This window comes from Streptomyces sp. NPDC029014 (genome assembly GCF_055564695.1).
The window spans coordinates 31,111-55,062 of record NZ_JBVHVT010000045.1; the positions used below are offsets into that span (position 1 = coordinate 31,111).

Below are 23,952 nucleotides of genomic sequence, written 5' to 3' on the forward strand. Positions count from 1 at the left end.
CGGGTGTGTCGGCCGGCCCGTCAGTTCTGCCGGGCCAGACCCGCGGTGTCGAGGGCCGCTCCGGCCTGGGAGGCGAGGGCCACGGCCACGAGGCGGCTGTCCTCCGCCGGAAGCGGACCCGGGTTCGGGTCGAGGAGGAAGCGGCCGTAGTAGTGGCCGCCGCCGATGGCGCGCAGCTCGGTCTCCCCGTCGGGCCAGGTGTCGTACTCGATGATCCGGCCGGACTGGCGGAGCCAGACCGCGCCGTCGTGCTCCAGCCTGGGCCGCTGCCCCATCAGGCTGCCGTACTCGAAGCGGCAGCCGCGCAGTCCGAGCAGGCCGATGAGCTCGCGGCGCACGTGCTCGACCACGGCCTCGGGCGGACCGCCGTCCTCGGCCAGGCGGGCGGCCGCCTCCAGGCGGGCCAGGTGCGCGGTGTCGGTGACGACCACCGCCTGGAGACGGCGTGCTCGTACGGACAGCTGCGAGACGATCAGACCGACGACCAGCAGGAGGACGGCGGTCTCGATGTCCTGGCGGTCGTTGATGGTGAAGGCCTGGTAGGGCTCGGTGAGGAAGAAGTCGAACCAGGCCGCCGCCGAGAGCGCGGCCATGGCCCCGGCCGTCCGGGTGCCCAGGGCCGCGACGGCCACCACCGCCACGACCATGATCAGGGCCTCGTTCGTCGCGGAGAGGCCGGTGCGGAAGGGCACCAGGGCGAGTGCCACCGCGAAGGGGACCGCGAGCGCCGCGAGCAGGGCGACGCGGTCGTGGAGCCGGTACCCGGACATGACATGCCTCCCGTACGGACGGGGGTTTCCGATCAGAACTTCTCGGGCCTGACCAGCGCTGTGACCAGGTAGCCGAGCAGGCAGAGCGCGACGATCAGCCCGACCGCGTTCTCGCCGTCCATCCGCTGTCATTCTCTTTTCCACTGTTCTCCAGTGTCTTGCACCACCGGGCCCCGGCGCCCGTTTCCCCGGTGCCCCGGTGCGCAGGCGGTCCCTCCGGCCCCGTCGATCTCCTGGTCGTGCGCACGTTCCCGGCATCTGGTGGCCCCTCGCTACGCCACCGGGAGGACAGCGCGTTAAGGGCGCGTCAGGATTTCGTCGGACGAGGATATAGACGTACTGGCCGGGTTTCCGGTGCGTACGCTGGCTCCGCCGTCGAGGTCGATGGCTGAATCCGTGCCGTACGACAGGAGCGCCCCTACGATGGCCACCCCTGCCCGCTCCTCGCGCTTGCGCGCGTGGATGCTGGAAGGCTTGACCGACCAGCGCCACAAACAGCAGCAGCACCCCGACACCGCGCACGAGGGCAAGCCCTGGTACCGGGTGATGTGCCTGACCGGCCTCGACTACTTCTCCACCCTCGGCTACCAGCCCGGCATCGCGGCGCTCGCGGCCGGGCTGCTGTCGCCGTTGGCGACGATCGTGCTGGTGCTGCTCACCCTGTTCGGCGCGCTGCCCGTCTACCGGCGGGTCGCGAAGGAGAGCCCGCACGGCGAGGGCTCGATCGCGATGCTGGAGCGGCTGCTGTCGTTCTGGAAGGGCAAGCTGTTCGTCCTGACGCTGCTCGGGTTCGCCGCGACCGACTTCCTGATCACCATCACCCTGTCGGCCGCCGACGCGACCGCGCACATGGTGGAGAACCCGCACCTCACCAGCACCCTGCACGGGCACGAGGTGCTCATCACCCTGATCCTGGTCGCCCTGCTGGGTGCGGTGTTCCTCAAGGGCTTCAGCGAGGCCATCGGTCTCGCCGTCGGTCTCGTCGTGTCGTACCTGCTGCTCAACGCGGTCGTCGTCGGGGTCGGGATGTGGCAGGTGGCCACCCACCCGGACGTGATCACCAACTGGACGAACGCGTTGACCACCGATTACGGCAATCCGGTCATGATGATCGCGATTGCGCTGGTGGTGTTCCCCAAACTGGCGCTGGGCCTGTCCGGGTTCGAGACCGGTGTCGCGGTGATGCCGCACGTCAAGGGCGAGGCCGGCGATGATCCGGGGAGGCCGGCCGGTCGGATCCGTGGGACGCGGAAGCTGTTGACCACCGCTGCGGTGATCATGAGCGTGTTCCTGATCTGCTCCAGCTTCATCACCACGCTGCTGATCCCGGCGGACGCGTTCAAGTCGGGTGGAGAGGCCAACGGCCGCGCCCTGGCCTACCTGGCCCACGAGTACCTCGGATCGGCGTTCGGCACCGTGTACGACGTGTCGACGATCCTGATCCTGTGGTTCGCCGGCGCCTCGGCGATGGCGGGGCTGCTCAACCTGATGCCGCGCTACCTGCCCCGTTACGGTATGGCCCCGCACTGGGCCCGGGCCCTGCGGCCCATGGTGATCGTGTTCACGCTGATCGCGTTCCTGGTGACCTGGATCTTCAACGCCGACGTCGACGCCCAGGGCGGCGCGTACGCCACCGGTGTGCTGGTCCTGATCACCTCGGCGGCCGTCGCGGTGACCATCGCGGCCCGTCGGGCCCGCGAGCGCGGCTGGACCATCGCCTTCGGGATCATTTCCGCCGTCTTCATCTACACCACGGGCGTGAACGTGGTCGAACGCCCGGACGGCGTGAAGATCGGCGCCTGCTTCATCGCCGGCATCATGGCCCTGTCCCTGATGTCCCGCCTGGCCCGCGTCTTCGAGCTGCGCGTCACCCACGTCGAGTTCGACGACATGGCGGAACGTTTCGTCAGGGACACGGCCACCCGCACCATCCGATTCATCGCCAACGAGCCCGACAACCGCGACAAGGCCGAGTACCGGGACAAGATCGACCAGATCCGGGCCGACAACGACATCCCGACCGGCGACGACTTCCTCTTCGTCGAGGTCAACGTCCTGGACCCGTCCGAGTTCGAAGCCGGCCTGACGGTCAAGGGCGAGGTCATGCACGACCGCTACCGCGTCCTGACCCTGGAGTCCTCGTCCGTGCCCAACGCGCTCGCCGCCCTGCTCCTGCACGTGCGCGACGAGACCGGGCAGCGCCCGCACATCTACTTCGAGTGGACCGAAGGCAACCCCCTCGCCAACTTCCTGCGGTTCTTCCTCTTCGGGCAGGGCGAGGTCGCCCCGGTCACCCGTGAGGTGGTCCGGGAGGCCGAACCGGACCGGTCCCGCCGCCCCCACGTCCACGCCGGCTGACTCCCGTCGCGCAAGGAACCCGACAGGAAACCGTTCCGCCGCGTCAGAAGGCCGTCAGCGGACCCGCCCCGCGCGCCGTTCCTGCCCTTGGATGGTGGCTCGAACGGAGCAGCGAGGGAGGGGCCCGTGCCGAAGGTAGTGGTCGGGGTCAGCGGAAGCCTGGGCAGTCTGGCGGCACTCCACCGGGCTGCCGCCGAAGCGCGGGCACGGCGGGCGGAACTGTGCGCCGTCCTGGCGTGGCAGCCACCGGGCGGGGGACCGGGAGGCCGTAGCTCCTGCGCCGTCCCGGCCCCGGCGCAGTGGCGGGAGGCGGCCGCGCAGCGACTGCGCGAGGTCCTGGACGCCGCCTTCGCAACCGCGCGGCCCGGCGTCACCGTCGAGGGCCTGACGGTACGGGCCACCCCGGGAGCCGCGCTCGTCGACACCGCCCGCGACCCCGAGGACCTCCTCGTGGTGGGAGCGGGCTCGTACGGCCCGCTGCTCCGGCTGCTCCGCCCCTCGGTGGCCCGCTACTGCCTCGCGCACGCCGCCTGCCCCGTGCTGACCGTGCCCCCGTCCCCGCTCCAGGCGCAGTACGCGGCGGCCCACCGCCGCAACGCCTGGCGGCGGCCGCTCGACCTGCGCGAACTCGCCCGCTGCGAGAGCCCCGTACCGCTCGGCCGCAGCGATGCTGCCCGCGAGGCGTGAGCAGGGGCCCGCGAGCGACGGGAAACGGGCCGGGGGGCCGTCCCGGGGCAGCCGGAACGACCCCTGGCCCGTGCGGACCCGTCGCGGGTCAGGAGGACTGCTCGGTCAGGATCGCCGGGTCGGAGTGGCCGGCCGCGCCGGTCTCCACCTTGCCCGCGAAGCGGCGGGCGAAGTCCGGCGCGCCGGACGCGGTGACCGTCACGTCGTACCAGCGGCGGCTGTTCTTCAGCGAGACGCTGTGCGTGACCGTGGCGCCCTTGGGGACCGTGAAGCGCTTCGGGCCGCCGCCGTAGGCGTTGGTCACCGTGAGGGTGGCCGTCGAACCGCCGGCGTTGGTGCAGGTGAGGTCCAGGTTGCCGGTGGTGGCGTTGTGGCGGGCGGTGACCTCCGGGCCCGGGGTGGTGCCGGGGTTGCGGAAGCGGCGCAGGAAGCCGTTCGGGCCGTGCACGGTCAGGTCGGTGACCCCGGCCGAGTAGCGGGTGTTCCAGGTGTCCGCGATCGACTTGCCGGCCCCGGTCGTGTACGTCCAGGGGGCGTCGGTGCGGTTGCCGGAGGTGACGTAGAACTGCGCGCCCAGGTCCGGGCCGCCGCTGAAGGTCAACCGGAACCTGCCCTCGCCGGTCAGGGCCGTGCCGTCCACGTACGGGGCGTACCCGAGCGCACGGGTGGGGCGCAGGCCCTTCTCCTGGCGCGGCATGCTGCCGACCGCCGGCGGGACGGCGCGGAAGTCGGGGTGGCGCTCGCGGTCCTGCGGCTGCCAGGCACCGGTGTCCGGCAGTCGGACCTCGCCGGTGTCCTTGCGGGCGAAGTCGAAGGCGGAGGTCAGGTCACCGCAGACGGCACGGCGCCAGGGCGAGATGTTGGGCTCCTGCACGCCGAAACGCTTCTCCATGAAGCGGATGACCGAGGTGTGGTCGAAGGTCTCGGAGCAGGAGTAGCCGCCGGTGCTCCACGGGGAGACCACCAGCATCGGCACGCGCGGGCCCAGGCCGTACGGGCCGGCGACGTAGCCGGCCGTGCCGCCGAAGACGTCCAGCGCGGTGGGCGTGGTCGACAGGCCCTGGTCGGCGTTGGCCGGGGCGTACGGCGGGACGACGTGGTCGAAGAAGCCGTCGTTCTCGTCGTAGGTGATGAACAGGGCGGTACGGGCCCACACGTCCGGGTTCGAGGTGAGCGCGTCCAGCACCTGCGCGATGTACCAGGCGCCGTAGTTGGACGGCCAGTTGGAGTGCTCGCTGAACGCCTCGGGGGCGGCGATCCAGGAGACCTGGGGCAGCTTGCCGGCCTGGACGTCCGCGCGCAGCCGGTCGAAGTAGCCCTCGCCGGCCTTGGCGTCGGTGCCGGTGCGCGCCTTGTCGTACAGCGGGTTGCCCGGCTGGGCGTTGCGGTAGTTGTTGAAGTAGAGCAGCGAGTTGTCGCCGTAGTTGCCGCGGTAGGCGTCGTTGATCCAACCCCAGGAGCCGGCCGCGTCGAGGCCGTCGCCGATGTCCTGGTAGACCTTCCAGGAGATGCCGGCCGCCTCCAGGCGCTCCGGGTAGGTGGTCCAGCCGTAGCCGGCCTCGGCGTTGTTGAGGACCGGGCCGCCGCCCGTACCGTCGTTGCCGGTGTGGCCCGACCACAGGTAGTAGCGGTTGGGGTCGGTGGAGCCGATGAACGAGCAGTGGTACGCGTCGCAGAGGGTGAACGCGTCGGCGAGGGCGTAGTGGAAGGGGATGTCGTCGCGCGTCAGGTACGCCATGGTGGCGGGCGTCTTCGCGGGCACCCAATTATCGTACTTGCCCTTGTTGAAGGCGCTCTGTCCGCCCGCCCAGTCGTGGTTGAGGCCCTGGAGGAACTCCATGCCGAGGTCGTCCGACGGCGGCCTGAACGGCAGGGTCTCCTTGCCCGCGTTGTCGCTCTGGTGCCAGACGGACTTGCCACTGGGCAGCGTCACCGGGCGCGGGTCGCCGAAGCCGCGCACGCCGCGCAGTGTGCCGAAGTAGTGGTCGAAGGAACGGTTCTCCTGCATCAGGACCACGACGTGCTCGACGTCGGCGATGGTGCCGGTGGTCCCCTGCGCGGGGATGGAGGCGGCGCGCGCGATGCTCTCGCCCAGCATGCTCAGGGCGGCGGCGCCACCGGTGAGCTGCAGGAACCGGCGGCGGTTGAGTTCTGCCATGGCGGATGACCTCTGCGGTTGAGGGGTGTGGAGCGCCCCCAGCACAGCGGGCCCGGGGGACCGGAGAGGGAGCCTGGCGTGGCCGCGGGGGATACGCCAGGCGAACGGCAGCCGGATTCCGGCGGAGTTCGGCCACTTCCCGCGTCCGGCAGCCCCGGTGCGCCGGGGCACGATATCTGACCTAGGGTCAAAACGCCCGCGCGCTAGGGTGCGTACGGTGAACCTTCATGTCGTCGTAGGATTCGGGCCCGCCGGGGCCGCCACCGCCCGTCTGCTGGCCGCGCAGGGCCACGCGGTACGGGTCGTCACCGCGTCGGGCCGCAGCCCGGAGCCCGGCATCGAGCACGTGGCGCTGGACGCGCGGGCCGGCGAACGGCTGGCCGACGTCGCGAAGGGCGCGACCGCCCTCTACGGCTGCGCCGCACCCCCGTACCACCGCTGGGCGGCCGCATGGCCGGCGCTGTCCGCGTCGCTCTGCGCCGCCGCCGAGGCGAGCGGGGCCGTCCTGGCCCTGCTGGGCAACCTCTACGGCTACGGACCCGTGGACGGCCCCATGACGGAGCGGCTGCCGCTCGCGGCGACCGGCACCAAGGGCCGGGTCCGCGCCGCCGCGTGGGAGCGGGCGCGGGAACTGCACGAGCAGGGCCGCATCAGGGCCGTCGAGGTGCGGGCCTGCGACTTCTTCGGGCCCGGCGTGACCGACGGCGGGCACCTCGCGGCCCGGGTCGTGCCGGCGGTGCTGCGCGGCAAGCCGGTCTCCACCCTCGGCGACCCCGACGCCCCGCACAGCTGGACCTACCTCCCGGACGTGGCCGGGGCCCTGGTCGAGGCCGCGGGCGAGGAGCGGGCCTGGGGAAGGCCCTGGCACGTGCCGACGGAGCCCGCGCTGTCCGTCCGGGAGATGGTCGGCCGCCTCGCCGAGCGGGCGGGGACGGCGCCGGTCGCGGTGCGCAGGATCCCGGCGGCCGTGCTGGGTGCGGCCTCGCTGTTCTCGCCGCTGCTCCGCGAACTGAAGGAGGTCCGCTACCAGTTCGACCGCCCGTTCGTCGTGGACTCCACCGCCTACGAGGCCGCGTTCGCCCTCCGGGCCACCCCCCTCGACCGGCAGGTCGAGGAGACCGTGGACTGGTGGCGCGACCGCCTGGCGGCCGCGGGGTGACGGCCGGCCGCCCGGGCGGCAGCCGGCGCGGCGGCCGCCCGGAGGCCTTGCGCGGCCCGGAGGCCTTGCGCGGCCCGGAGGCCTTGCGCGGCCCGGAGGCCTTGCGCGGCCCGGAGGCCTTGCGCGGCCCGACGGACCTAAGCGGCCCGGCCCGGGACGGGGCCCGTCAGCGGGGGGTTGAGCCGGGCGAACCCCTCCTGGCGCTCGTACGGGAAATAGGGGTAGGGCGCCGGGCGGTGGCTGACCGCGTCGAGGCGCGCGCTCTGCTCCGGCGTCAGGCTCCACCCCACGGCCCCGATGTTCTGGCGCAGCTGTTCCTCGTTGCGGGCGCCGATGATCACGGAGGCCACGGTGGGGCGGCCCAGCAGCCAGTTCAGGGCGACCTGCGGCACGGTCCGGCCCGTCTCCTGCGCGATCCCGTCGAGCACGTCGACGACGTCGTGGAGCAGGGCGTCGTCGACCGGCGGGCCGTAGTCCGCGGTCGCGTGCAGCCGGCTCCCGGCCGGCAGCGGGCGGTCCCGGCGCACCTTCCCGGTCAGCCGGCCCCAGCCCAGCGGGCTCCACACAAGGGCGCCGACGCCCTGGTCGCGGCCGAGCGGCATCAGCTCCCACTCGTAGTCGCGGCCGATGAGGGAGTAGTACACCTGGTGGGCGACGTACCGGGGGAAGTCGTGGCGGTCGGCCGCGGCCAGGGACTTCATCAGCTGCCAGCCCGCGAAGTTGGACACCCCGACGTAGCGGATCTTCCCGGCGCGCACGAGCTGGTCGAGGGCGGACAGCACCTCCTCGACCGGGGTGGCCGCGTCGAAGGCGTGCAGCTGGAACAGGTCGATGTGGTCGGTGTCCAGTCGCCGCAGGGCGTCCTCGGTGGCCTTGATGAGGCGCGGGCGGGAGGTGCCGGCGTCGCCGGGCCCGTCCCCCGTGGGGAGGCCGGCCTTGGTGGACAGCAGGACGCGGTCGCGGCGGCCCCGCACGGCCGCTCCGAGGACGGACTCCGAGGCGCCCTCGGAGTAGACGTCGGCGGTGTCGAAGAGCGTGATCCCGGCATCGATGCAGATGTCGACGAGGCGGCGCGCCCCGCGGATGTCGGTGGTGCCCCAGGCCCCGAAGAGCGGGCCCGATCCGCCGAACGTGCCGGCGCCGAAACTCAGGACGGGAACGGTGGGACCGGAAGCGCCGAGCTGCCTGTACTCCATGACGAGCCTCCTCGAAACGGGTTAACGAAACTGTAGACCCCTTAAGCTGCTGTCACTGTAACGCCAGGAGTGAATTAATGGAACTGGAGAACCGTTATGACGGATGAGGGTGGCGCGGAGCCCGGCACGCTCCGGCCCGGCGGCCGCACGGCCCGGGTGCGGGCCGCGGTCCTGCGCGCGGCCGGTGACCTGCTGGCCGAAGCCGGATTCGACCGGCTGGACCTGGCGGAGGTGGCCCGCCGCGCCGAGGTGGGCAAGACCACGGTCTACCGGCGGTGGGGTACACCGTCCGGACTCGTCGCGGACCTGCTGGGCGACATGGCCGAGCAGTCCGTGCCCCGCACCGAGACGGGCTCGCTCGACGGAGACCTGCTGGCCAACGCCGACCTCGTCCGCCGCACCCTGTCCGACCCGCGCCAGGGCCCCCTGTTCCGCGCCGTGATCGCGGCCGCCGGCACCGACCCCAGGGCCGCCGAGGCCCTGCACCGCTTCTACGCCGTACGTGTGGCGGAATGGGCGCCGTGCGTACGGCAGGCGGTGGACCGCGGCGAACTGCCCGGGGGCACGGACGCGGAGGAGGTCATCCGGCTCGTCTCGGCCCCCCTGTACTACCGGCTGCTGACGACCGGCACACCGCCCGATGCGGCCGCGGCCGAACGCGCCGCCCGCGCGGCCGCGGCGGCCGCCCGCGCCGGGGTCTTCGCCGACCCGGACCGTCAGGTGTAGAGGAAGACCGTGTCGAACCAGACCCGGTCGTCCGCCTCGTGCAGGAAGAAGCGGCCGTCCGCCCGGTCACCGGACGACGCGGACTGCGACGGGTCCCCGGCGAGGACGCGGGCGTCGTACGCGGGGCTCGCCCGCCAGCCGGACCGGTCGGGCACGTGCTCCGCCAGCGGCCCGGGGACGTCGGCGGGGAGGGGCAGCGTCTCGAAGCGCTCCGCAGCGGGGGCGGCCCCGAGCGCGGCGGTCACCGCGCCGCGGGCCAGCCGGGCCACCCCGACCAACCGGATGCGTGCGTCCGGTCCCGGGACGGTCTGCCGCCCGCCCGCCCCGTCGAGGTCGTACCCGAGCCAGTGAGCGTCGGACAGGTCGCCCAGCGCCGGGAACCGCTTGCGCAGCGGCTCGACCTCCGTCCGTACGCGCAGGTGGCCCTCGTTCGGCTCCAGCTCCGCGCAGCCGGCCGTCCCGGCGAGGGGGAGGAGCACGGCCCCGCCGAGCAGGGCGAGGAAGCCGCGGCGCCCGGTCCGGCCGCTCCGCCGTCCCGTCACCACTGTCCCGTTGCCACTGCCCTCACCGTTCACCGCGTTCACCCCTTTCACCCCGTTCGCCCGGGCCGCTGTCCGTGACCCCCGCCCGCGGTGGGGAGACGCCGTCAGGGCGAGGGCGGTTCCTGCGCACGGACCCGGGCCGCTTCCTGCGTGCGGCCCTGCTCCTCCAGCAGCGCGGCGAGGCCGTGGCGGGCCTCCGGGATCCCGTGCGGGACGGCCAGCCCCAGCACGGACTCCGCCAGCGCCGTCTCCCCGCGCCGCCGCAGGACGGCCCCCATCCCGACGACCGCGTTCCAGTCGCCCTCGTCCATGGCCCGGCGGTACCAGCCGTCGGCCGCTGCCAGGTCGTTCCGCCGCAGGGCGAGCGTGCCGAGCGCGTAGTAGGCGGAGTTGGCCCCGCGGTCCGCGGCCGTCCGGTACCAGCCCTCGGCCTCGTCGAACCGGCCCGCGTCCTGGAGCACCAGGGCCAGCATGTACGCCGCCCGGGCGCTGCCGTCCCCGGCGGCGGTCCGGTACGCCCCGGCCGCCGCCCCCGGCCGCCGTGCCGCCCGGAGCCGGTCGCCCTCGGCGATCAGTCGGGCGGCGAGGGGCGAGTCGGGGGCCGGGCGGGCGCGCTCGGGCGTCCCGGTGAGCCCCGCCGCCCCGGCCGGCGCGTGTCCGACGACCATGAACGGGCGCGTGCGTTCCGGCCCCGGCTGCGGGGGCGGGGCGTCCGGGTCCCAGTGGTCCGGGTGCAGTGCCCGGACGGGCAGGCTCTCGGTGGCGCCGTCCGGGGAGTACGCGGCCGTCCCGGTGTTGGCGGTGATCCGCAGGTCCCAGTGGGGGTGCAGGATCCGCCCCGCGCACTCGATCTCGGCGGACAGCCGCCAGTGCACCTGGTCGGTGGAGCCGGTCAGCGGGGCGCAGACGAGCGTGCGGCTCCCGCCCGCCGGAACCGCCAGCGGCAGCGGCCGGGCCCCCTCCCCGACGGGGTCCGGGCCGACGGGGCCGGGGGCGTCGAGCCGGAACCCGTACGCGGGCGGGCGCAGCGGCCGGTAGGAGGCGACGGCCCGCAGGAAGGACTCGACGAGGTCGGCGCCGTACGCGAGGTCGGGCATCCGGTCCTGGGCGGAGGCGGTGCCGTCCCGGACGAACGGGGTGGTGCGGACCGTCTGCGCGGTGAGCGCGCGCAGGGTGAGCGCCGGCCCGGTGGAGATGAGTTCGAGCAGCAGGTTGTGGCCGGTCAGCGGGATCCGTACGGTCTCCGGCTCGCCGGTGAGCTCAGGGGAGGCGAGGTGCACGATCTGGCTGTGCACCGACAGCCGGACCGCGAAGGGGGCGTCGGCGGGCAGGTCGTGCACGGGCACCGGCCGCACGGGGAGGTGCAGCTCGTAGAGGGCCACCGTGCCCGGCCCGTCAGCGGCCCCGGCCCGCGGTGTCCGCCGTGCCTCGACCACGGCCGCCGGCCCGGCCGGTCCCCCGGCGGGAGCCGCGGCCGGACCCCCGGCCCGACCCCCGGCCGGACCTGCGGCCGCGGTACGGACTCCCGGTCGGCGGCGGCCGGCGAGCAGGGCCACGGCGACGACCGCCGCCCAGGGCAGCCAGGACCGGATCCCGGCGGCGGCGAGCGCGGCGCTGCCGGCCGCGAGCGGCAGTCCGTACCGGATGACCGCGGACCGGCGCGGCGGCCGGGTCATGCGCAGGCTCCGCGGGCGGCGGTGCGGAAGGGCCGGCCGTCGAGGTCGATCCGGGTGGTGCCGCCCCGGTCGGCGGTGGTCCAGTCCAGCCACAGCACCCACTCCGCATGGCCGTGCCCGAGGTCGGCGCGCAGGTCGAACACCTCGGTCTCGTCGGCGGCGAGCCCGTACGGGAAATCCGTGTCCCCGAGCGGGCGCACCACCGGTGGGTTCCCGTCCAGCGCCACGGCGAACGTCCGCGGCGGGATGGCCGCGGCGTGCCGGGCCAGCTCCCCGTACCGTTCGCCGCGGCCGAGCACTTCGGCGCGCAGCCCCGTCAGCACCACGGGCCGCGGCCCGGTGCCCGTCACCACGAGCCGTACGGTGTGGCCGGCGGCGGGGACGTCGACGACCCGGTCGCCGAGGTCGAACGAGACGAGGTCCTGGTTCCGGATCCCCACCGCGAAGGTGAACGGAGCCGCGCTCCCGGCCGGTTCCGCATCCGGCCCGGTGCGGCGGCGGCCGACGGCCGTCCCGAGCTGGGCGGGAGCCACCTGCCCCAGGTAGCCGGCCAGGGCCGCCGTGGCGACCCCGCCCGCCCAGGGCAGCACCTCGCCCGGCGCGAAGACGGCGGCGGCCACGGCGGCGGCCGCCACGACCACCCCGAGCGCCGCCAACAACCCGGCCCGTGGCAGGCGTCCGCCCCAGCGCCCGAGCCGGCCGCGCCCCGGCTCCTGCCCTCGTTCCGGCATGCTCCCGCCCCCTCCGGCCCGGCCACCCGGCCCCCGCCCGACGACGTGATCACCGTAGCCCGGACGGGTGTGCGACGTCCGGGACTTCGGAAGGCCCGGCTTCGGGCCCGGGCCCTGCCGGGCCCCACGCGTGCGGCCCCGGCCCGCTCAGGGGCCGAAGTGGACGTACGAGGCCCAGGCCAGCGGGCGGTACGGGTCCTCCCGGCGGATCCGGACGACCGCCTCGTGCAAGGCGTGCGCGGCCCGGGCCGGGTCGATGGCCGGGGCCCCGTCGGGGAAACCGGCAGTGCCCGACGCGCCCGAGGTGCCCGACGGGCCGGACGCGCCCGAGGTGCCCGACGGGCCGGAGGTGCCGGCCGGGTCCGGGTCCCGGTCGGCGAGGATCCCGTACAGCGTGTCCATCACCCGCCGGGAGGTGTCGTCGCCCACCGTCCACAGCGTGGAGACCACCTGCCGGAAGTTCCCCAGCAGCAGCGCCCCGGCCAGGTGGATCGCCTCGTTCGGCAACTCCGCCCCGCCGACCGCAGTCTGGCAGGCGGACAGCACCGCCAGCTCCGCCGACTCCAGCTCCAGCCGGGCCAGGTCCGTCACCGTCAACGGGCCGTCGTGCAGGTACAGGGCGCCCTGCGCGGGGTCGGCCAGGTCCTGGCCGCCGTGGCAGGCGAAGTGGACGCAGGGGTGCGAGGCCAGCAGGTCGAGCACCCGGCCGCGGGTGGCGTCCGCCTCCGCCAGGACGGTGTGCCGCTCGGGGAAGCGCCGGCGCAGCGCCTCGGCCTCCCGGCGGACACCCGGCAGCGGCTCCAGCGCGGGCGCGTACCCCGGCCGCCCGGACACCGCCGCGGTCAGGAGCCGGCGGCCCCCGCGCGGCACCGACCCGTCCCGGCGGTCCCGCGCCCGGGCCAGGGCGCGCAGGGTCGGCATGTAGGAGGACACCACGCGCTCCGCCACCGCGTCGTCCGGCCGTTCGTCGTCGGGGTCGTGGTAGCCGGCCGCGTGGACGGGGAGCAGGGCCAGCGGACCCGTGGCGCACCACCACACCCGCCGCCCCCGCCAGGCGGCAGCGCCGGGGGAGTCCAGCACGGGCGCGGCGACCGTGTCCCACAGCCACTCCAGGGTGTCCAGCACGGTCTGCTGCACGGGCCCGACGGCCGCGCCCGGCCGGCCTACGCGGGCCACCGCGGCCAGGTAGCGCTGCGTCCGCTCCTGCGCCTCCTGCGCGTCCAGGTCCGGCAGGGGGACCAGCCGGACCCGCCCCGGCGTGACGACCAGGGCGTCGCAGCGGTACCGGCTCACGTTGACCAGGACCAGCGGCCCGCCCGCGGTGGCCTGCGACAACGCGGCGAACGGCAGAGGCAGCATGAAGTACGCGAAGCCCGGCCGGGTCCGGATCTCCGTCACCAGCGCGTCCCACTCCCGGGCCGACCGCCGCTGCCGCTGCGCCCCGTCCGTCGGCCCCGGCCCCGGACCGGCCACGACCAGATCCTGTTCCAGGGCAGCCCGCAGCAGGCCGAGCCGCCGGGCGTCCTCCGGGTACGCCCGCGCCAGGTCCGACAGGTCGGTACGGGCGTCCAGGGCCTGCCCCCACAGCACCGAGCGGCCCTGGTCGAGGAGTTCCACGGCCTGCTCCAGCCGGCCGCAGGCGACGGCGCAGGCCGCGGCCTCGGTCGCCACGTGCGAACGGGGGGCCAGCAGCCGCTCCCGGTCACCGCGGCCCAGACCGCGCCAGGCGGTCAGCGGCAGCAGGTCGACGGCCTCCGCGAAACCGTCCGCCGCGGCCTCCCAGCCGGCCTTCCCCGCGGCGGCCCGCCCGGCGGCGAACCGGCCCCGGGCCACCGCGGCGTCCAGCCGCTCGTGGGGCGGCGAGGTGAGGCACTGCGCCGCCTCCGCATACGTGTCCAGCGCCTCCGCGGCGTCCCGCTCGGCGGCAGCGGCGCCGTCCGTGCCGTGCCCGCCGTCCGTCACCCGCTCCTGCAGGGCGCTGCGGTCGGCGAGCATCGCCGCCAGCGACCGGAGGGCATGGGCGCGCCGCGGCGAGAGGGGGTGCAGCCCGTGGGCCGCCGCCCGCGCCTGGGCCACGGCCGCGTCCAGGTCGCCGAGGTCCTCCCGCAGCAGGGCCCGGTCCCACAGGGCCAGGGCGAGGTTGCCCCGCGCGGTGTCCGCCGGATGCTCCCCTGCCGCAGTCCCTCCGCCCGCTGCCGGGTCCGTCCCGGTGTCCGCGTCCAGGGCCAGGGCCCGCCGGGCGAGGTCGACCGCCTCGTCGAGGTCCTCCGGCGTGCCCCGCGCCAGGTAGCGGGAGCGCAGCCGGCTGGAGAGGTTGGGCAGCGCCGCGCCGAGCACCTCGGCCGCGGACGCCCCCGACATCAGCCCGGCCACCTCCAGCACCCGGCGCCCCAGGTCGATCGACCGGTCCAGGTCGGCCGCGTCACCGGTGTACCGCTGCCGCAGGGCCAGGGTCGTGCCCCACGTCATCAGCCGTACGCAGGTCATGGGCCGGTCGAACCCGTCGTCCACCTCGACGGCGCGTTGGGCGGCGGCCACCGCCTCGTCCAGGTCGGCGCGCGCCCCGTCGCGCTCGAAGCGGCGTACGCAGGCGGCGGCCAGCGCCGACAGCTCCGGGCCCGGGTCCGGCTCCATGTCCAACAGCGCGTCCACCTGGCTGCCGACGACGCGGCGGAGCGCGTCCAGGTCGGCCTCCGGCATGCCGAGCGCCGCCCGCAGACGCCGGATGTTGGGACCCGGGCCGTAGGCGCCGCTGCGCAGCAGCCCGATGGCCCGGTCGAGGTCGGCGGGGCCCCCGTCCTGCTCGAAGCGGCGCAGCAGCAGTGCCCCGACCCGGGCCTCCAGCTCCGGGCGGCCGGGGTGTCCGCCCGGCATGCCGGACAGGACGCGCTCGCCCTCGTCCAGGCCCCGTGCGAGCAGGGCCGGGTCGCCGGTGCGGTCGTAGTGCTTGAGCAGGCCGGCGAGGCGGTGGGCGTACCGGACGACGGCCTCCGGGTCGGCTCCCGGCCGGCCCGCCTCCTCCGGCGGGGTCCCGGGCTCCTCGCGCGGCGAGACGAACCGGGCGCCCTTCAGCCGGGACGACGCCTCCTCGCGCAGCGCGCCCTGTGCGTGCAGCCGGCGCTCGACCGTCGCCAGGAGGGCATGGGCGCGCTCCAGTCGCGCGTCGCCGGCGGGGACGGCGGCGACGAGCGCGGACAGGCAGGCCCGCGCCTGCTCCAGGTCGTGCGCGCCGCCCGTGCGTTCCTGCCGCTGGGCGAGGGCGAGACCGAGGTTCAGGGCGTTGACGACGTACTGCTCCTGCGGCGGGCGTACGAGGACCAGCGCCTGGCGCAGCGCGTCGATCCCCTCGTCCATGTCGGCCGCCGCCCCCGGCTCGGGCACCGCGCCGGCCGCCCCGCCGGCGGCCGTGCGCCGCTGCCACCGCCACAGGAGGTCCTTGCCGAGGCTGTGCAGGCAGTGCCAGCGCTGGTCCGGCCGGGGCGGGTGCAGGCCCACGAGTTCGCGGTGGAGGGCGATCGCGGCATCGAGGTCCTGCGCGTCGCCGGTGCGCTCGTACCGGGACTCGGTGGCCTGGGCCAGCGCCAGCAGGTAGGCGACCTGGTTCCCGGGGTCCCCCACGTGCCGCAGCCGTACGGCCTCGCGGGCGAACCACACGGCCGCCTCCAGGTCGGCCGGGTCCCCGGTCCCGGTCCGGTAGCGGCCCAGCAGGGCCTCGCTCAGGTGCGCGCTGTACAGGCCCCGGTCGGCGAAGTCCTCGGGCAACTCGCGCAGGGCCGGGCCGATCAGTTCGATGGCCAGGTCGCGGAGCAGCGGACGGCTGTCCGCCGCGATCCCGCCGCCCCGCAGCAGCAGCAACCTGCCCTCCTCGGCCCGCTGGTGGGGCGTCGGCGCGGGCTCCGGGGGGCGCGGCCGCGTCCGGCGCGGGAGGGCGGCGAGCTCCCGGCGCAGCCCCGGCAGCAACCCCTGCCACTGCGCCGCCTCGGCCCGGTCCGCGAGGACCCCGGGTGCGACGGCCGCCTCCACGGCGCGGATCGCCGCGTCGAGGTCCGCAGGGTCGCCGGTGTCCTCGTACCGGTGGTGCAGGGCCGAGGCGAGGCTCTTGAGGGTCCCGCCGCGGGACGCCCGGTGCGGTGGCGCCGTGCCCGGTGCGACCGCGGAGCGCAGGACGGCAACCGCCTCGTCGAGGTCCCCGATCCGCTGCGTGTGCCGGTACCGGGCGTGCAGGCCACCGCCCAACTGGGCGAGCGCGTCGGTGCGTTCGGGCCCCGGGTCCGGGCGGACCGCCAGCAGCTTGCGACACACCTCCACGGTGACCGCCGCGTTCTCCGGGGTGTCGTGTCGGGCGAGCTCGCGCGTCATCACGGCCGTGGGCACCTGGAGGAACGCATCGCGCCCCGGGCCGGCCGCCGGCGCCAGGGCCAGCGCCGCCCGCGCCCACGCCACGGCCGCGTCGAGGTCCCGGTCCTCGGCCGTCCGCGCGAACCGGTCGAGCCAGCCCGCGGCGAGCACCAGGCGGAACGCGCCGCAGTGCGGATCGTCCTCGGGCAGGTCGGACACGGCGTGGTGGAGGGCGACGAGGCCGGGCAGTTCGTCCACGCCCTGCCGGCGCGCGGTGTCCACCAGGACGTTCGCCGCCCGGGCGCGGCTCTGCGGATCGGCGCCGAACTCGACCGCGAGTTCCCACAGTCGGGGCTCGACCGACCCCGGCGTCGTGTCGTGCCGGAGACCGAGGAGGTGCACGGTGGTGGCGAGGTCGGGCAGTCCGCCCCTGCGGTCGTAGCCGTCCCAGCGGACCACCCGCAACCGTCCGACCCGGAGCAGCGCCTCGCGGCGGGGATCCGACCCTGCGGGCTGCCCGTCCGCGGCCGCGAGCAGCCGCTCCGCTTCGGCGTCGAGCCGTGGATCGTGCAGGGGTTCGGTGCGCCCGGTGTCCACGTACTCCCGGACCGCCCGTTCGATCCGGCTCTGCTCACCGCCGCGCCGACGCCGCCACATGCCCCCCGGCCCTTCTGTCGCCCCCTCGTTACCGTAGCCCTGTGTCACGTGAGGGTGCCAGTAGGTAGCCTCGCCCGTGCGGCGGGCGGGGCGGCCGGCGGGGACGGAAGGGGTGGGCGTGCATGGCGGTGGAGGAGACGGCCGGGGCGGGGGCGGCCGAGGCGGAGGCGGCGGCGCTGGCGCAGTGGTGCGCCGGCCTCGCCGGGCTGCGCGAGCAGGCGCGGGTGACCGGGGTCGGCGAGCGCCTGGAGCGTGACGCGGCCCGGGTCCGGCAGGGCGGCTCCGCCCGCCGCGCCGTACGCAAGTGGCTGCACGAGGACGGCGGTTCGGGCGGACCGGACGGGCCGGTCCGCAGCTGGTCGGACCGCGGGGCCGGTGCGATGGCCGGCTTCCCCGGCGCCCCGCGTACGCCGTCGGCCGGCGCCGGCCGCTACGGCTGCCCGAGCGACCGCTGCGAGCGGACCGCCGGCCGGGACGCGCAGGGTCACGTACCGGCCTGCCACGCCTACGGCACGGCCATGCGGCCCGTCGCCGCCCCGGCGGGGCCCCCGGCAGGGCCCCCGGTCGGGCCGACCGCCGGGCCCTCGGCCGGGTCCACGTGATCACCGGCCTCCTCTCCGAGGTCGGCAGGCACGTCAGCAGCCGCTGGTTCCGGGCCGTCCTGCTGCCCGGCCTGCTGCTGGTGCTCGTGGCCGCGGCGGGCCGGCACCTCGGCCACGGCCACGCCCTCGACACCGGTTCCCTGGCCGCCTGGGCGGACGCCGTCGCCCGTCGCTGGCAGGGCCGGCCCGCCCGGGCGGCGGTGGACACCGCCGTGCTCCTGCTCGCCGCGGGGCTGGCCGGCACGGCAGCGGGCGTCCTCGGACGCGCCCTCGAACGGTTCTGGCTGCACCCGGGGGTGTGGGGGGCCGGGCGGCGACGGCGCCGGGCGCTGCGGGAGGCCGAGCGGCGGGGCACCGGGGCGGTGGAGGCCTACCTGCCGCGGCGGCACACGTGGATGAGCGACCGGGTCGGGCTGCTGGAGGCCCGGATCAGGGCGCAGTACTGGTTCGACGCCGGGGCGGCCTGGCCGCGGGTGTGGCTGATGCTCGCGGACGAGGTGCGCCAGCCGGTGGTGGCCGCCCGCGCCGGGTTCGCGGAGGCGGTGACCCTGGCCGGGTGGGGCTGCCTGTACCTGGTCGTGGGGGTGTGGTGGTGGCCGGCTCTGGCCGTCGGCGGCTGCGTCGCCGCGGCGGGCCGGTCCCGTGCCCGGGCCGCGCTGGAGGAGTTCGCCACGCTGGTCGAGTCGGTGCTCGACCTGCATCACCGGGCCCTGGCCGAGGCGCTCGGCGTCCCGCTCGGACCGGCCGGGCTCACCGAGGCCGAGGGGCGGGCCGTCGACGACGTGCTGCGCAAGGGCGACGGCTGACCCCGGCCGGCGGAGTCGGGCAGCGCGAAGACCCGCAGGAAGAACTGGGCGAGCGGGCCGATGGCCAGCGCGTACGCGATGGTGCCGAAGCCGACGCTGCCGCCGAGGAGGAAGCCGGCGGCGAGCACGGCGAGCTCGATCCCGGTGCGCACCAGCCGCAGGGACCGCCCGGTGAGCCGGTGCAGCGCCGTCATGAGGCCGTCGCGCGGGCCCGGCCCGAAGGCGGCTGCGATGTACAGGCCGGTGGCGACGCCGTTGAGGAGGACGCCCGCGACCAGCACGGCCACCCGGGCCGCGACGCCGTGCACGTCGGGCACCACCGCCAGCGTGGCGTCCATGGACAGTCCGACCGCGAACACGTTGGACACGGTGCCCAGGCCGGGCCGCTGTCGCAGCGGCCACCACAGCAGCAGCACCAGCGCCCCGACGGCCACGGACACGGTGCCGATGGTCCACCCGGTGTGCTCGGCGAGGCCCTGGTGGAAGACGTCCCAGGGGCCCAGCCCGAGCCCCGCCCGGACCAGGAGCGCCGAGCTCGCGCCGTAGAGGGCGAGGCCGGCGTAGAGCTGGAGGAGCCGGCGGGGGAGGCGCCCCGCGGGGCGTGCGGAGGGTGCGGCGGTGGACACGGGTGGTGCCTTTCGTGCGAGCCAAAGACCGTCGTTCCACACGGTGTGGCATGCGCTTCGCGTCCGCACAGGGCCAATTCCGGGTAAGTGGCCCTACTTATGTTCCGTGCGGCTGTCCGAGATGGGAGCGGACGTGAGAACACGCACATTTTTGGTCGTTTTCGTCCGAATTGGTGAATCCTGGTGAGCGGTCCGGCGCACGGTTCGTGTCTCGGTGGGTCGCCGGCCGCCACAGCCACCACTGCGATACGGCACACCGCCGCCACGGGAGAGACATGCGACGCGCACACCGCCTGCTGAACGACTGGCGTACGGCCCTGCCCCTCGCGGGCGGAGCCGTCGTACTCGGTTTCGGCGGCCTGTACCTCGCCGGCCTCGCGGCGGGCGACGTCATCGCCGACGGCACGAGCGTCCGCGGCGTCGACATCGGCGGCATGAGCCGCGCGGAGGCCCTGACCGCCCTCGAACGGAGCCTCGGCCCGGCGGCCGCCGCACCGATCACGCTGCAGCTCGAAGGCGGCCGCACCGCGCAGGCCGTGCCCGCCTCCTTCGGCCTCTCCCTCGACACCGAGGCCACCGTCGACCGCGCCGCGCAGTCCGGCTCCGACCCGGTCACCGTGATCGGGCGGCTGGTCGCGCCGGCGGAGAACCGCGCCGTCGAGCCGGTCGTCCGCGTCGTCGACGGCCCCGCCGGCCCGGCCCGGGCGGCCGAGGCGCTCGCCGACTCCGCCGGGAGCGCGCCCCGCGACGGCTCCGTCACCTTCAGCGACGGCGAGGCCCGGTCCGTCGCCCCCGCCCAGGGGGTGACCGTACGGGCCGACCAGGCGGCCCAGGTCGTCCGCGCCGCCTACCTGAGCCCCCAGGCCGGGCCCGCGAGCCTGCCGGTGGTGCTCACTGACCCGGCGGTCGGCGCGCAGGAGACCGCGCGGGCCATGAAGGAGTTCGCCGAGCCCGCGATGTCCGGGCCCGTCACCCTCACCGCTGCCGGGAAGCGGATCGTCCTGACCCCGGAGGTCCTCGGCCGTCACCTGACGCTCAAGGCCGACGCCGCGGGCCGGCTCGTCCCGAAGCTCGACTCCGCGGGGCTGCTCGCGGAGAAGGCCGTCGCCCGGCAGGTGGCCGCGATCACCAAGGCCCCGCGCACGGTCGCCTTCGACGCGGACGCCGCCGGTCGGGCCGTGGTCACCCGGGACGCGCGCAACGGCGTGAAGGTCACCGCGAAGGACCTCGGGGACGCCGTCCTGCCGCTGCTGACCCGGACGGGCGACGCCCGTACGGCGGAACTCGCCACGACGGCCGTCCCGCCGCGGCTCACCGCGCAGGAGGCCCGGCAGCTCGGCATCAAGGAGCAGCTGTCGACCTTCACGGTCAACTTCCCGGCCGCCCCGTACCGCACCACCAACATCGGGCGGGCGGTGGAGCTGATCAACGGCTCGGTCGTCCGGCCGGGCGAGACCTGGAGCTTCAACAAGACGGTCGGCGAGCGGACCGAGGCGAACGGCTTCGTCGACGGGATCATGATCAACGACGGCCGGTTCGTGAAGTCGCCCGGCGGCGGCGTCTCGGCGGTCGCGACGACGATGTACAACGCCATGTTCTTCGCCGGCCTGAAGCCGCTGGAGCACGGGGCGCACTCCTTCTACATCGAGCGCTACCCCGAGGGCCGCGAGGCCACCGTCGCCTGGGGCACCCTCGACCTGCGCTGGAAGAACGACTCCGGCAGCGCGGTCTACGTCCGGGCGAAGTCCACGGACTCCTCGCTGACCGTCACCCTGCTCGGCACGAAGGCGTACGACGAGATCCGCGCCGTCAAGGGCCCCCGGACCAACGTCACCCCGCCGAAGAAGATCGAGGACTCGGGTCCGAAGTGCGAGGTGCAGACGCCGCTGGAGGGCTTCGACGTGGCCGTCGACCGGCTCTTCCTGCGGGGCGGGCAGGAGGTCAAGCGGGAGACGTACCACACCCACTACATCCCGCGCGACGAGGTGACCTGCGACCCGCAGACCCCGGCGGCCCCCACGGCCCCCGCGGCTCCGGCCGCTCCTGCCGCGCCCGCCGTTCCTGCCGCCCCCGCGGCTCCGGCCGCCCCCGCCACCCCCGCGGCTCCGGCGGCGCCCGCTTCCGCGTAGACGCCGCCGGCCCCGGCGGGGGCGCCGTCCGCCCCCGCCACCCTCAGTGGGTGAACGGGGGGCGCGGACGGGCGCGCCAGGAGTGCACGGGATGCTCGACCAGGGACGGCAGGTTGCGGTCCCAGTGGGCGCGGTGACGCCGGGTCGAGTGGTGCGGCACTGCCAGCGCGCCCGTACGGGCCAACATCATCAGGGCGGCCGTGAGGGCCGCCAGTTCTATGTGGTCGGGGCGGCCCCGCACCACCCGGATCCGGTGCCGGCGTATCACCAGGACACCGGGAGGGACTGGGGTCCGCGGATCAGCCCGCCGGTCTGCCATTCGACCTGCTCCGGCGGGACGGCCAGGGCGAGGCGCGGGTAGCGGTCGAGCAACGTGGCCAGCATGAGCTCGGACTCCATCCGGGCCAGCATCGAGCCGACGCAGTGGTGGGGGCCGTTGCCGAAGGCCATGTGGGCGATCGGGCCGCGGTCGAAGTCGAGGGTGTCGGGGTCGGGGAAGACCTCGGGGTCGCGGTTGGCGGCCAGGTACGAGGAGTAGACCGCCTCACCGGCCTTGATGGTGACCCCGGCGATCTCGACGTCCCGCATCGCGATCCGCGGCAGGCCCACTCCGCTGCGGTGCGGGATGAAGCGCAGCAGTTCGTCGACGGCCTGGGGGATCAGGTGCCGCTCGGCGCGCAGCCGTTCGAGGTGCTGCGGATGGGTGAGCAGGGCGTAGACCATGTTGGCGCTGTTGTTGCGGACCGCGTGCGCCCCGCTCACCAGGATGGCGGTGGCCAGGGAGACGGCTTCGTCGTCGGTGATCTCGCCGGCCGCGGCGGCGGCGGTGAGCACTCCGGCCAGGTCGTCGCCGTGCTTCTTGCGGCGCATGTCGAGCAGGGCCACGATCGTCTCGCGGACCGTCTTCAGGGCGTCGACGCTCTGGGCGGGGGCCGGGCCCGGCGTCATGGCCACGTTCGCCCAGGAGGTCATGTCCGCCCGCATCTCCTGCGGCATGCCCAGCAGGTCGGCCACGGCCGCGAGCGGGAGCGGACCGTGCAGGTGCTCGACCAGGTCCGCGGGCGATCCGTGCCGCTCCATCGCGTCCAGGAGGCCGTCGAGGGTCTGCTGCACCGTCGGGCGCAGCCGGTTCATCGCCTTGCCGGTGAAGGCCCGCGCCACCACCCGGCGCATGTTGTTCAGACGGGGCGGGTCCGCGTAGTTGAGCGACGCCTTCTGCGAGGCGATCGCGTGCGGGGAGGAGGCCGTCACCGAACGGCCGACCAGTTCCTCCCTGCTGAAGCGGGGGTCGGTCGTGGCCGCCTTGACGTCGCTGTAGCGGGACATCAGCCACGCGCTGCCCTGGCCGAACGGCAGCTGGATCCGGGCGGCCCGTTTCTCCTTCAGGCGGTCGTGCAGGAACGGGTCGAACTCGAGGGCCTCGAAGTCGTCCAGGCTCCAGCAGTGCACCGTCTCGTCCGTGGCCGGGTCCTTGCCGGGCTCCACGGCCGTGTGCGGGTCTGACGTCATCGTTCACATCTCCCTGCGTGGATGGCACCCCCCGCGGCTCGATCCCGCGGAAAAGGAACTTCCGCGGACATATCGACCAGCCCATCCCTTCCCGCTCGCCCCGCGCACCGCTGCCTTCCTCCGGCAGCGTCACCGGATTGGCCCATGTCCCCCAACGCCGTAGTCCCGCGCGCGCATCGGCCCGGGGTCCGTGAGGCTGTGTCAGACACGAAAGGAGAGCCACCCATGGCGACTCTGTGCAGGCCAACGGTGTCCGTACCCGAGCACGTGATCACGATGGAGCAGACCCTCGACCTGTGCCGGTCCGTCCACGCGGACCATCCTCAGCTCGAACTGGCGCTGCGTCTGATCCGGAACACCGGCGTAGCGAAGCGGCACATCGTGCAGCCCATCGAGGAGACCCTCAAGCACCCCGGCTTCGAATCGCGCAACGCCGTGTACGAATCCGAGGCCAAGGCCCGGGTTCCCGCGGTGGTGCGGCAGGCGCTGGAGGACGCGCAGCTGCGCGCCAAGGACATCGACATGATCATCTACGTGTCGTGCACGGGCTTCATGATGCCCTCGCTCACCGCGTGGATGATCAACGAGATGGGTTTCCGGACGGACACGCGGCAGCTGCCCATCGCCCAGCTGGGCTGCGCGGCGGGCGGGGCGGCGGTCAACCGGGCCCACGACTTCTGCACCGCGTACCCCGAGGCGAACGCCCTGATCGTCTCCTGCGAGCTCTGCTCGCTGTGCTACCAGCCGAGTGACCTGGAGGTCGGCAACCTGCTCTCCAACGGCCTGTTCGGCGACGGCGTGGGCGCCGCAGTGGTCCGCGGCCGCGGCGGAACGGGCATGGAGATCCACCGCAACAGCTCGTACATCATCCCCAGGACCGAGGACTGGATCATGTACGACGTCAAGTCCACCGGGTTCCACTTCAAGCTGGACCGGCGAGTTCCCGGCACCATGGAACCGCTCGCCCCGTCCCTCAAGGAGCTGGCCAAAGCCCATGGCTGGGACGCCGCCGCCCTGGACTTCTACATCATCCACGCGGGCGGTCCGCGCATCCTGGACGACCTCAGCAAGTACCTCGGTGTGGCACCCGAAGCATTCCGCTTCAGTCGGGCCACACTGACCGAGTACGGCAACATCGCCAGCGCCGTCGTCCTCGACGCACTGCGTCGACTCTTCGACGAGAACCGCACGGCCGACGCCGCGAAGGGCCTGCTGGCCGGATTCGGCCCGGGCATCACCGCAGAGATCTCACTGGGCAGCTGGACCTCGCAATGAGGAACCG

Annotated in this window: 19 protein-coding genes; 8 read left to right on the top strand and 11 right to left on the bottom strand. The window is 74.9% G+C overall.

The genetic code is table 11. The annotated features are described in order from the left end of the window. Positions 1 to 20 precede the first annotated feature (20 nt). Positions 21 to 770, bottom strand: a complete 750-nt coding sequence (locus ACZ4VL_RS24235) for a DUF4118 domain-containing protein (RefSeq protein ID WP_468203625.1) — start codon at positions 768 to 770, stop codon at positions 21 to 23. Between the two features lie 32 nt (positions 771 to 802). After that, positions 803 to 892 (bottom strand): K(+)-transporting ATPase subunit F, encoded by a 90-nt coding sequence (gene kdpF, locus ACZ4VL_RS24240; protein ID WP_468203627.1) that lies wholly within the window; start codon positions 890 to 892, stop codon positions 803 to 805. Positions 893 to 1,193: 301 nt separating this feature from the next. On the opposite strand from kdpF, the gene ACZ4VL_RS24245 reads away from it, so the two are divergent. Beyond that, entirely contained in the window at positions 1,194 to 3,128 is a 1,935-nt protein-coding gene (locus tag ACZ4VL_RS24245; protein WP_468203630.1) for an APC family permease, read from the top strand. A gap of 126 nt (positions 3,129 to 3,254) precedes the next feature. Next, on the top strand, positions 3,255 to 3,815 hold the full coding sequence (locus ACZ4VL_RS24250; RefSeq protein WP_468203632.1) for a universal stress protein: 561 nt from the start codon (positions 3,255 to 3,257) through the stop codon (positions 3,813 to 3,815). Between the two features lie 88 nt (positions 3,816 to 3,903). Here ACZ4VL_RS24250 and ACZ4VL_RS24255 read toward each other — a convergent pair whose 3' ends face one another. Next, complete coding sequence (locus tag ACZ4VL_RS24255) at positions 3,904 to 5,973, bottom strand: phosphocholine-specific phospholipase C (protein ID WP_468203635.1); 2,070 nt, start codon at positions 5,971 to 5,973, stop codon at positions 3,904 to 3,906. A 217-nt stretch (positions 5,974 to 6,190) separates the two neighbouring features. On the opposite strand from ACZ4VL_RS24255, the gene ACZ4VL_RS24260 reads away from it, so the two are divergent. After that, positions 6,191 to 7,132, top strand: a complete 942-nt coding sequence (locus ACZ4VL_RS24260) for an NAD-dependent epimerase/dehydratase family protein (protein WP_468203638.1) — start codon at positions 6,191 to 6,193, stop codon at positions 7,130 to 7,132. Positions 7,133 to 7,269: 137 nt separating this feature from the next. Here ACZ4VL_RS24260 and ACZ4VL_RS24265 read toward each other — a convergent pair whose 3' ends face one another. Further along, positions 7,270 to 8,328 (bottom strand): aldo/keto reductase, encoded by a 1,059-nt coding sequence (locus tag ACZ4VL_RS24265; RefSeq protein WP_468203643.1) that lies wholly within the window; start codon positions 8,326 to 8,328, stop codon positions 7,270 to 7,272. A 96-nt stretch (positions 8,329 to 8,424) separates the two neighbouring features. Between ACZ4VL_RS24265 and ACZ4VL_RS24270 the strand changes: the two genes are divergently transcribed. Beyond that, positions 8,425 to 9,054 (top strand): TetR/AcrR family transcriptional regulator, encoded by a 630-nt coding sequence (locus ACZ4VL_RS24270; protein ID WP_468203647.1) that lies wholly within the window; start codon positions 8,425 to 8,427, stop codon positions 9,052 to 9,054. Here the strand turns inward: ACZ4VL_RS24270 and ACZ4VL_RS24275 are convergent. From ACZ4VL_RS24275 to ACZ4VL_RS24290, 4 genes are all read right to left on the bottom strand, one after another. After that, positions 9,045 to 9,638 carry a hypothetical protein gene (locus tag ACZ4VL_RS24275; protein WP_468203649.1) on the bottom strand — a complete coding sequence of 198 codons (594 nt, stop codon included), beginning with the start codon at positions 9,636 to 9,638 and terminating at the stop codon, positions 9,045 to 9,047. The two genes, ACZ4VL_RS24270 and ACZ4VL_RS24275, sit on opposite strands and share 10 nt — an antisense overlap. Positions 9,639 to 9,700: 62 nt before the next feature. Next, a complete protein-coding gene (locus ACZ4VL_RS24280; RefSeq protein WP_468203652.1) occupies positions 9,701 to 11,272 on the bottom strand; it encodes a tetratricopeptide repeat protein in 1,572 nt (523 codons plus the stop codon). Further along, positions 11,269 to 12,003 (bottom strand): hypothetical protein, encoded by a 735-nt coding sequence (locus ACZ4VL_RS24285; protein WP_468203656.1) that lies wholly within the window; start codon positions 12,001 to 12,003, stop codon positions 11,269 to 11,271. The genes ACZ4VL_RS24280 and ACZ4VL_RS24285 overlap by 4 nt, the downstream gene beginning before the upstream one ends. Positions 12,004 to 12,150: 147 nt before the next feature. After that, positions 12,151 to 16,998 carry a CHAT domain-containing protein gene (locus ACZ4VL_RS24290; RefSeq protein ID WP_468203660.1) on the bottom strand — a complete coding sequence of 1,616 codons (4,848 nt, stop codon included), beginning with the start codon at positions 16,996 to 16,998 and terminating at the stop codon, positions 12,151 to 12,153. 122 nt (positions 16,999 to 17,120) lie between these two features. On the opposite strand from ACZ4VL_RS24290, the gene ACZ4VL_RS24295 reads away from it, so the two are divergent. Both ACZ4VL_RS24295 and ACZ4VL_RS24300 read left to right on the top strand, forming a co-directional pair. Next, positions 17,121 to 17,600: a hypothetical protein gene (locus tag ACZ4VL_RS24295; RefSeq protein WP_468203667.1), complete on the top strand. Its 480-nt coding sequence runs from the start codon at positions 17,121 to 17,123 to the stop codon at positions 17,598 to 17,600. Further along, positions 17,597 to 18,406 carry a hypothetical protein gene (locus ACZ4VL_RS24300; protein WP_468203670.1) on the top strand — a complete coding sequence of 270 codons (810 nt, stop codon included), beginning with the start codon at positions 17,597 to 17,599 and terminating at the stop codon, positions 18,404 to 18,406. The genes ACZ4VL_RS24295 and ACZ4VL_RS24300 overlap by 4 nt, the downstream gene beginning before the upstream one ends. On the opposite strand, the gene yczE is transcribed toward ACZ4VL_RS24300, so the two are convergent. Further along, positions 18,301 to 19,032: a membrane protein YczE gene (yczE, locus tag ACZ4VL_RS24305; RefSeq protein WP_468203677.1), complete on the bottom strand. Its 732-nt coding sequence runs from the start codon at positions 19,030 to 19,032 to the stop codon at positions 18,301 to 18,303. The genes ACZ4VL_RS24300 and yczE overlap by 106 nt on opposite strands. A 275-nt stretch (positions 19,033 to 19,307) precedes the next feature. Between yczE and ACZ4VL_RS24310 the strand changes: the two genes are divergently transcribed. Next, a complete protein-coding gene (locus ACZ4VL_RS24310; RefSeq protein ID WP_468203680.1) occupies positions 19,308 to 21,161 on the top strand; it encodes a VanW family protein in 1,854 nt (617 codons plus the stop codon). Between the two features lie 43 nt (positions 21,162 to 21,204). Here ACZ4VL_RS24310 and ACZ4VL_RS24315 read toward each other — a convergent pair whose 3' ends face one another. Next, the gene (locus tag ACZ4VL_RS24315; RefSeq protein WP_468203683.1) at positions 21,205 to 21,429 is read right to left on the bottom strand and encodes an acyl-CoA carboxylase epsilon subunit; all 225 of its coding nucleotides are present in this window, start codon (positions 21,427 to 21,429) and stop codon (positions 21,205 to 21,207) included. After that, complete coding sequence (locus tag ACZ4VL_RS24320) at positions 21,426 to 22,670, bottom strand: cytochrome P450 (protein ID WP_468203686.1); 1,245 nt, start codon at positions 22,668 to 22,670, stop codon at positions 21,426 to 21,428. Before ACZ4VL_RS24320 ends, ACZ4VL_RS24315 begins: the two co-directional genes overlap by 4 nt. Positions 22,671 to 22,895: 225 nt before the next feature. On the opposite strand from ACZ4VL_RS24320, the gene ACZ4VL_RS24325 reads away from it, so the two are divergent. Continuing rightward, entirely contained in the window at positions 22,896 to 23,945 is a 1,050-nt protein-coding gene (locus tag ACZ4VL_RS24325; protein WP_404234953.1) for a type III polyketide synthase, read from the top strand. Positions 23,946 to 23,952 lie beyond the last annotated feature (7 nt).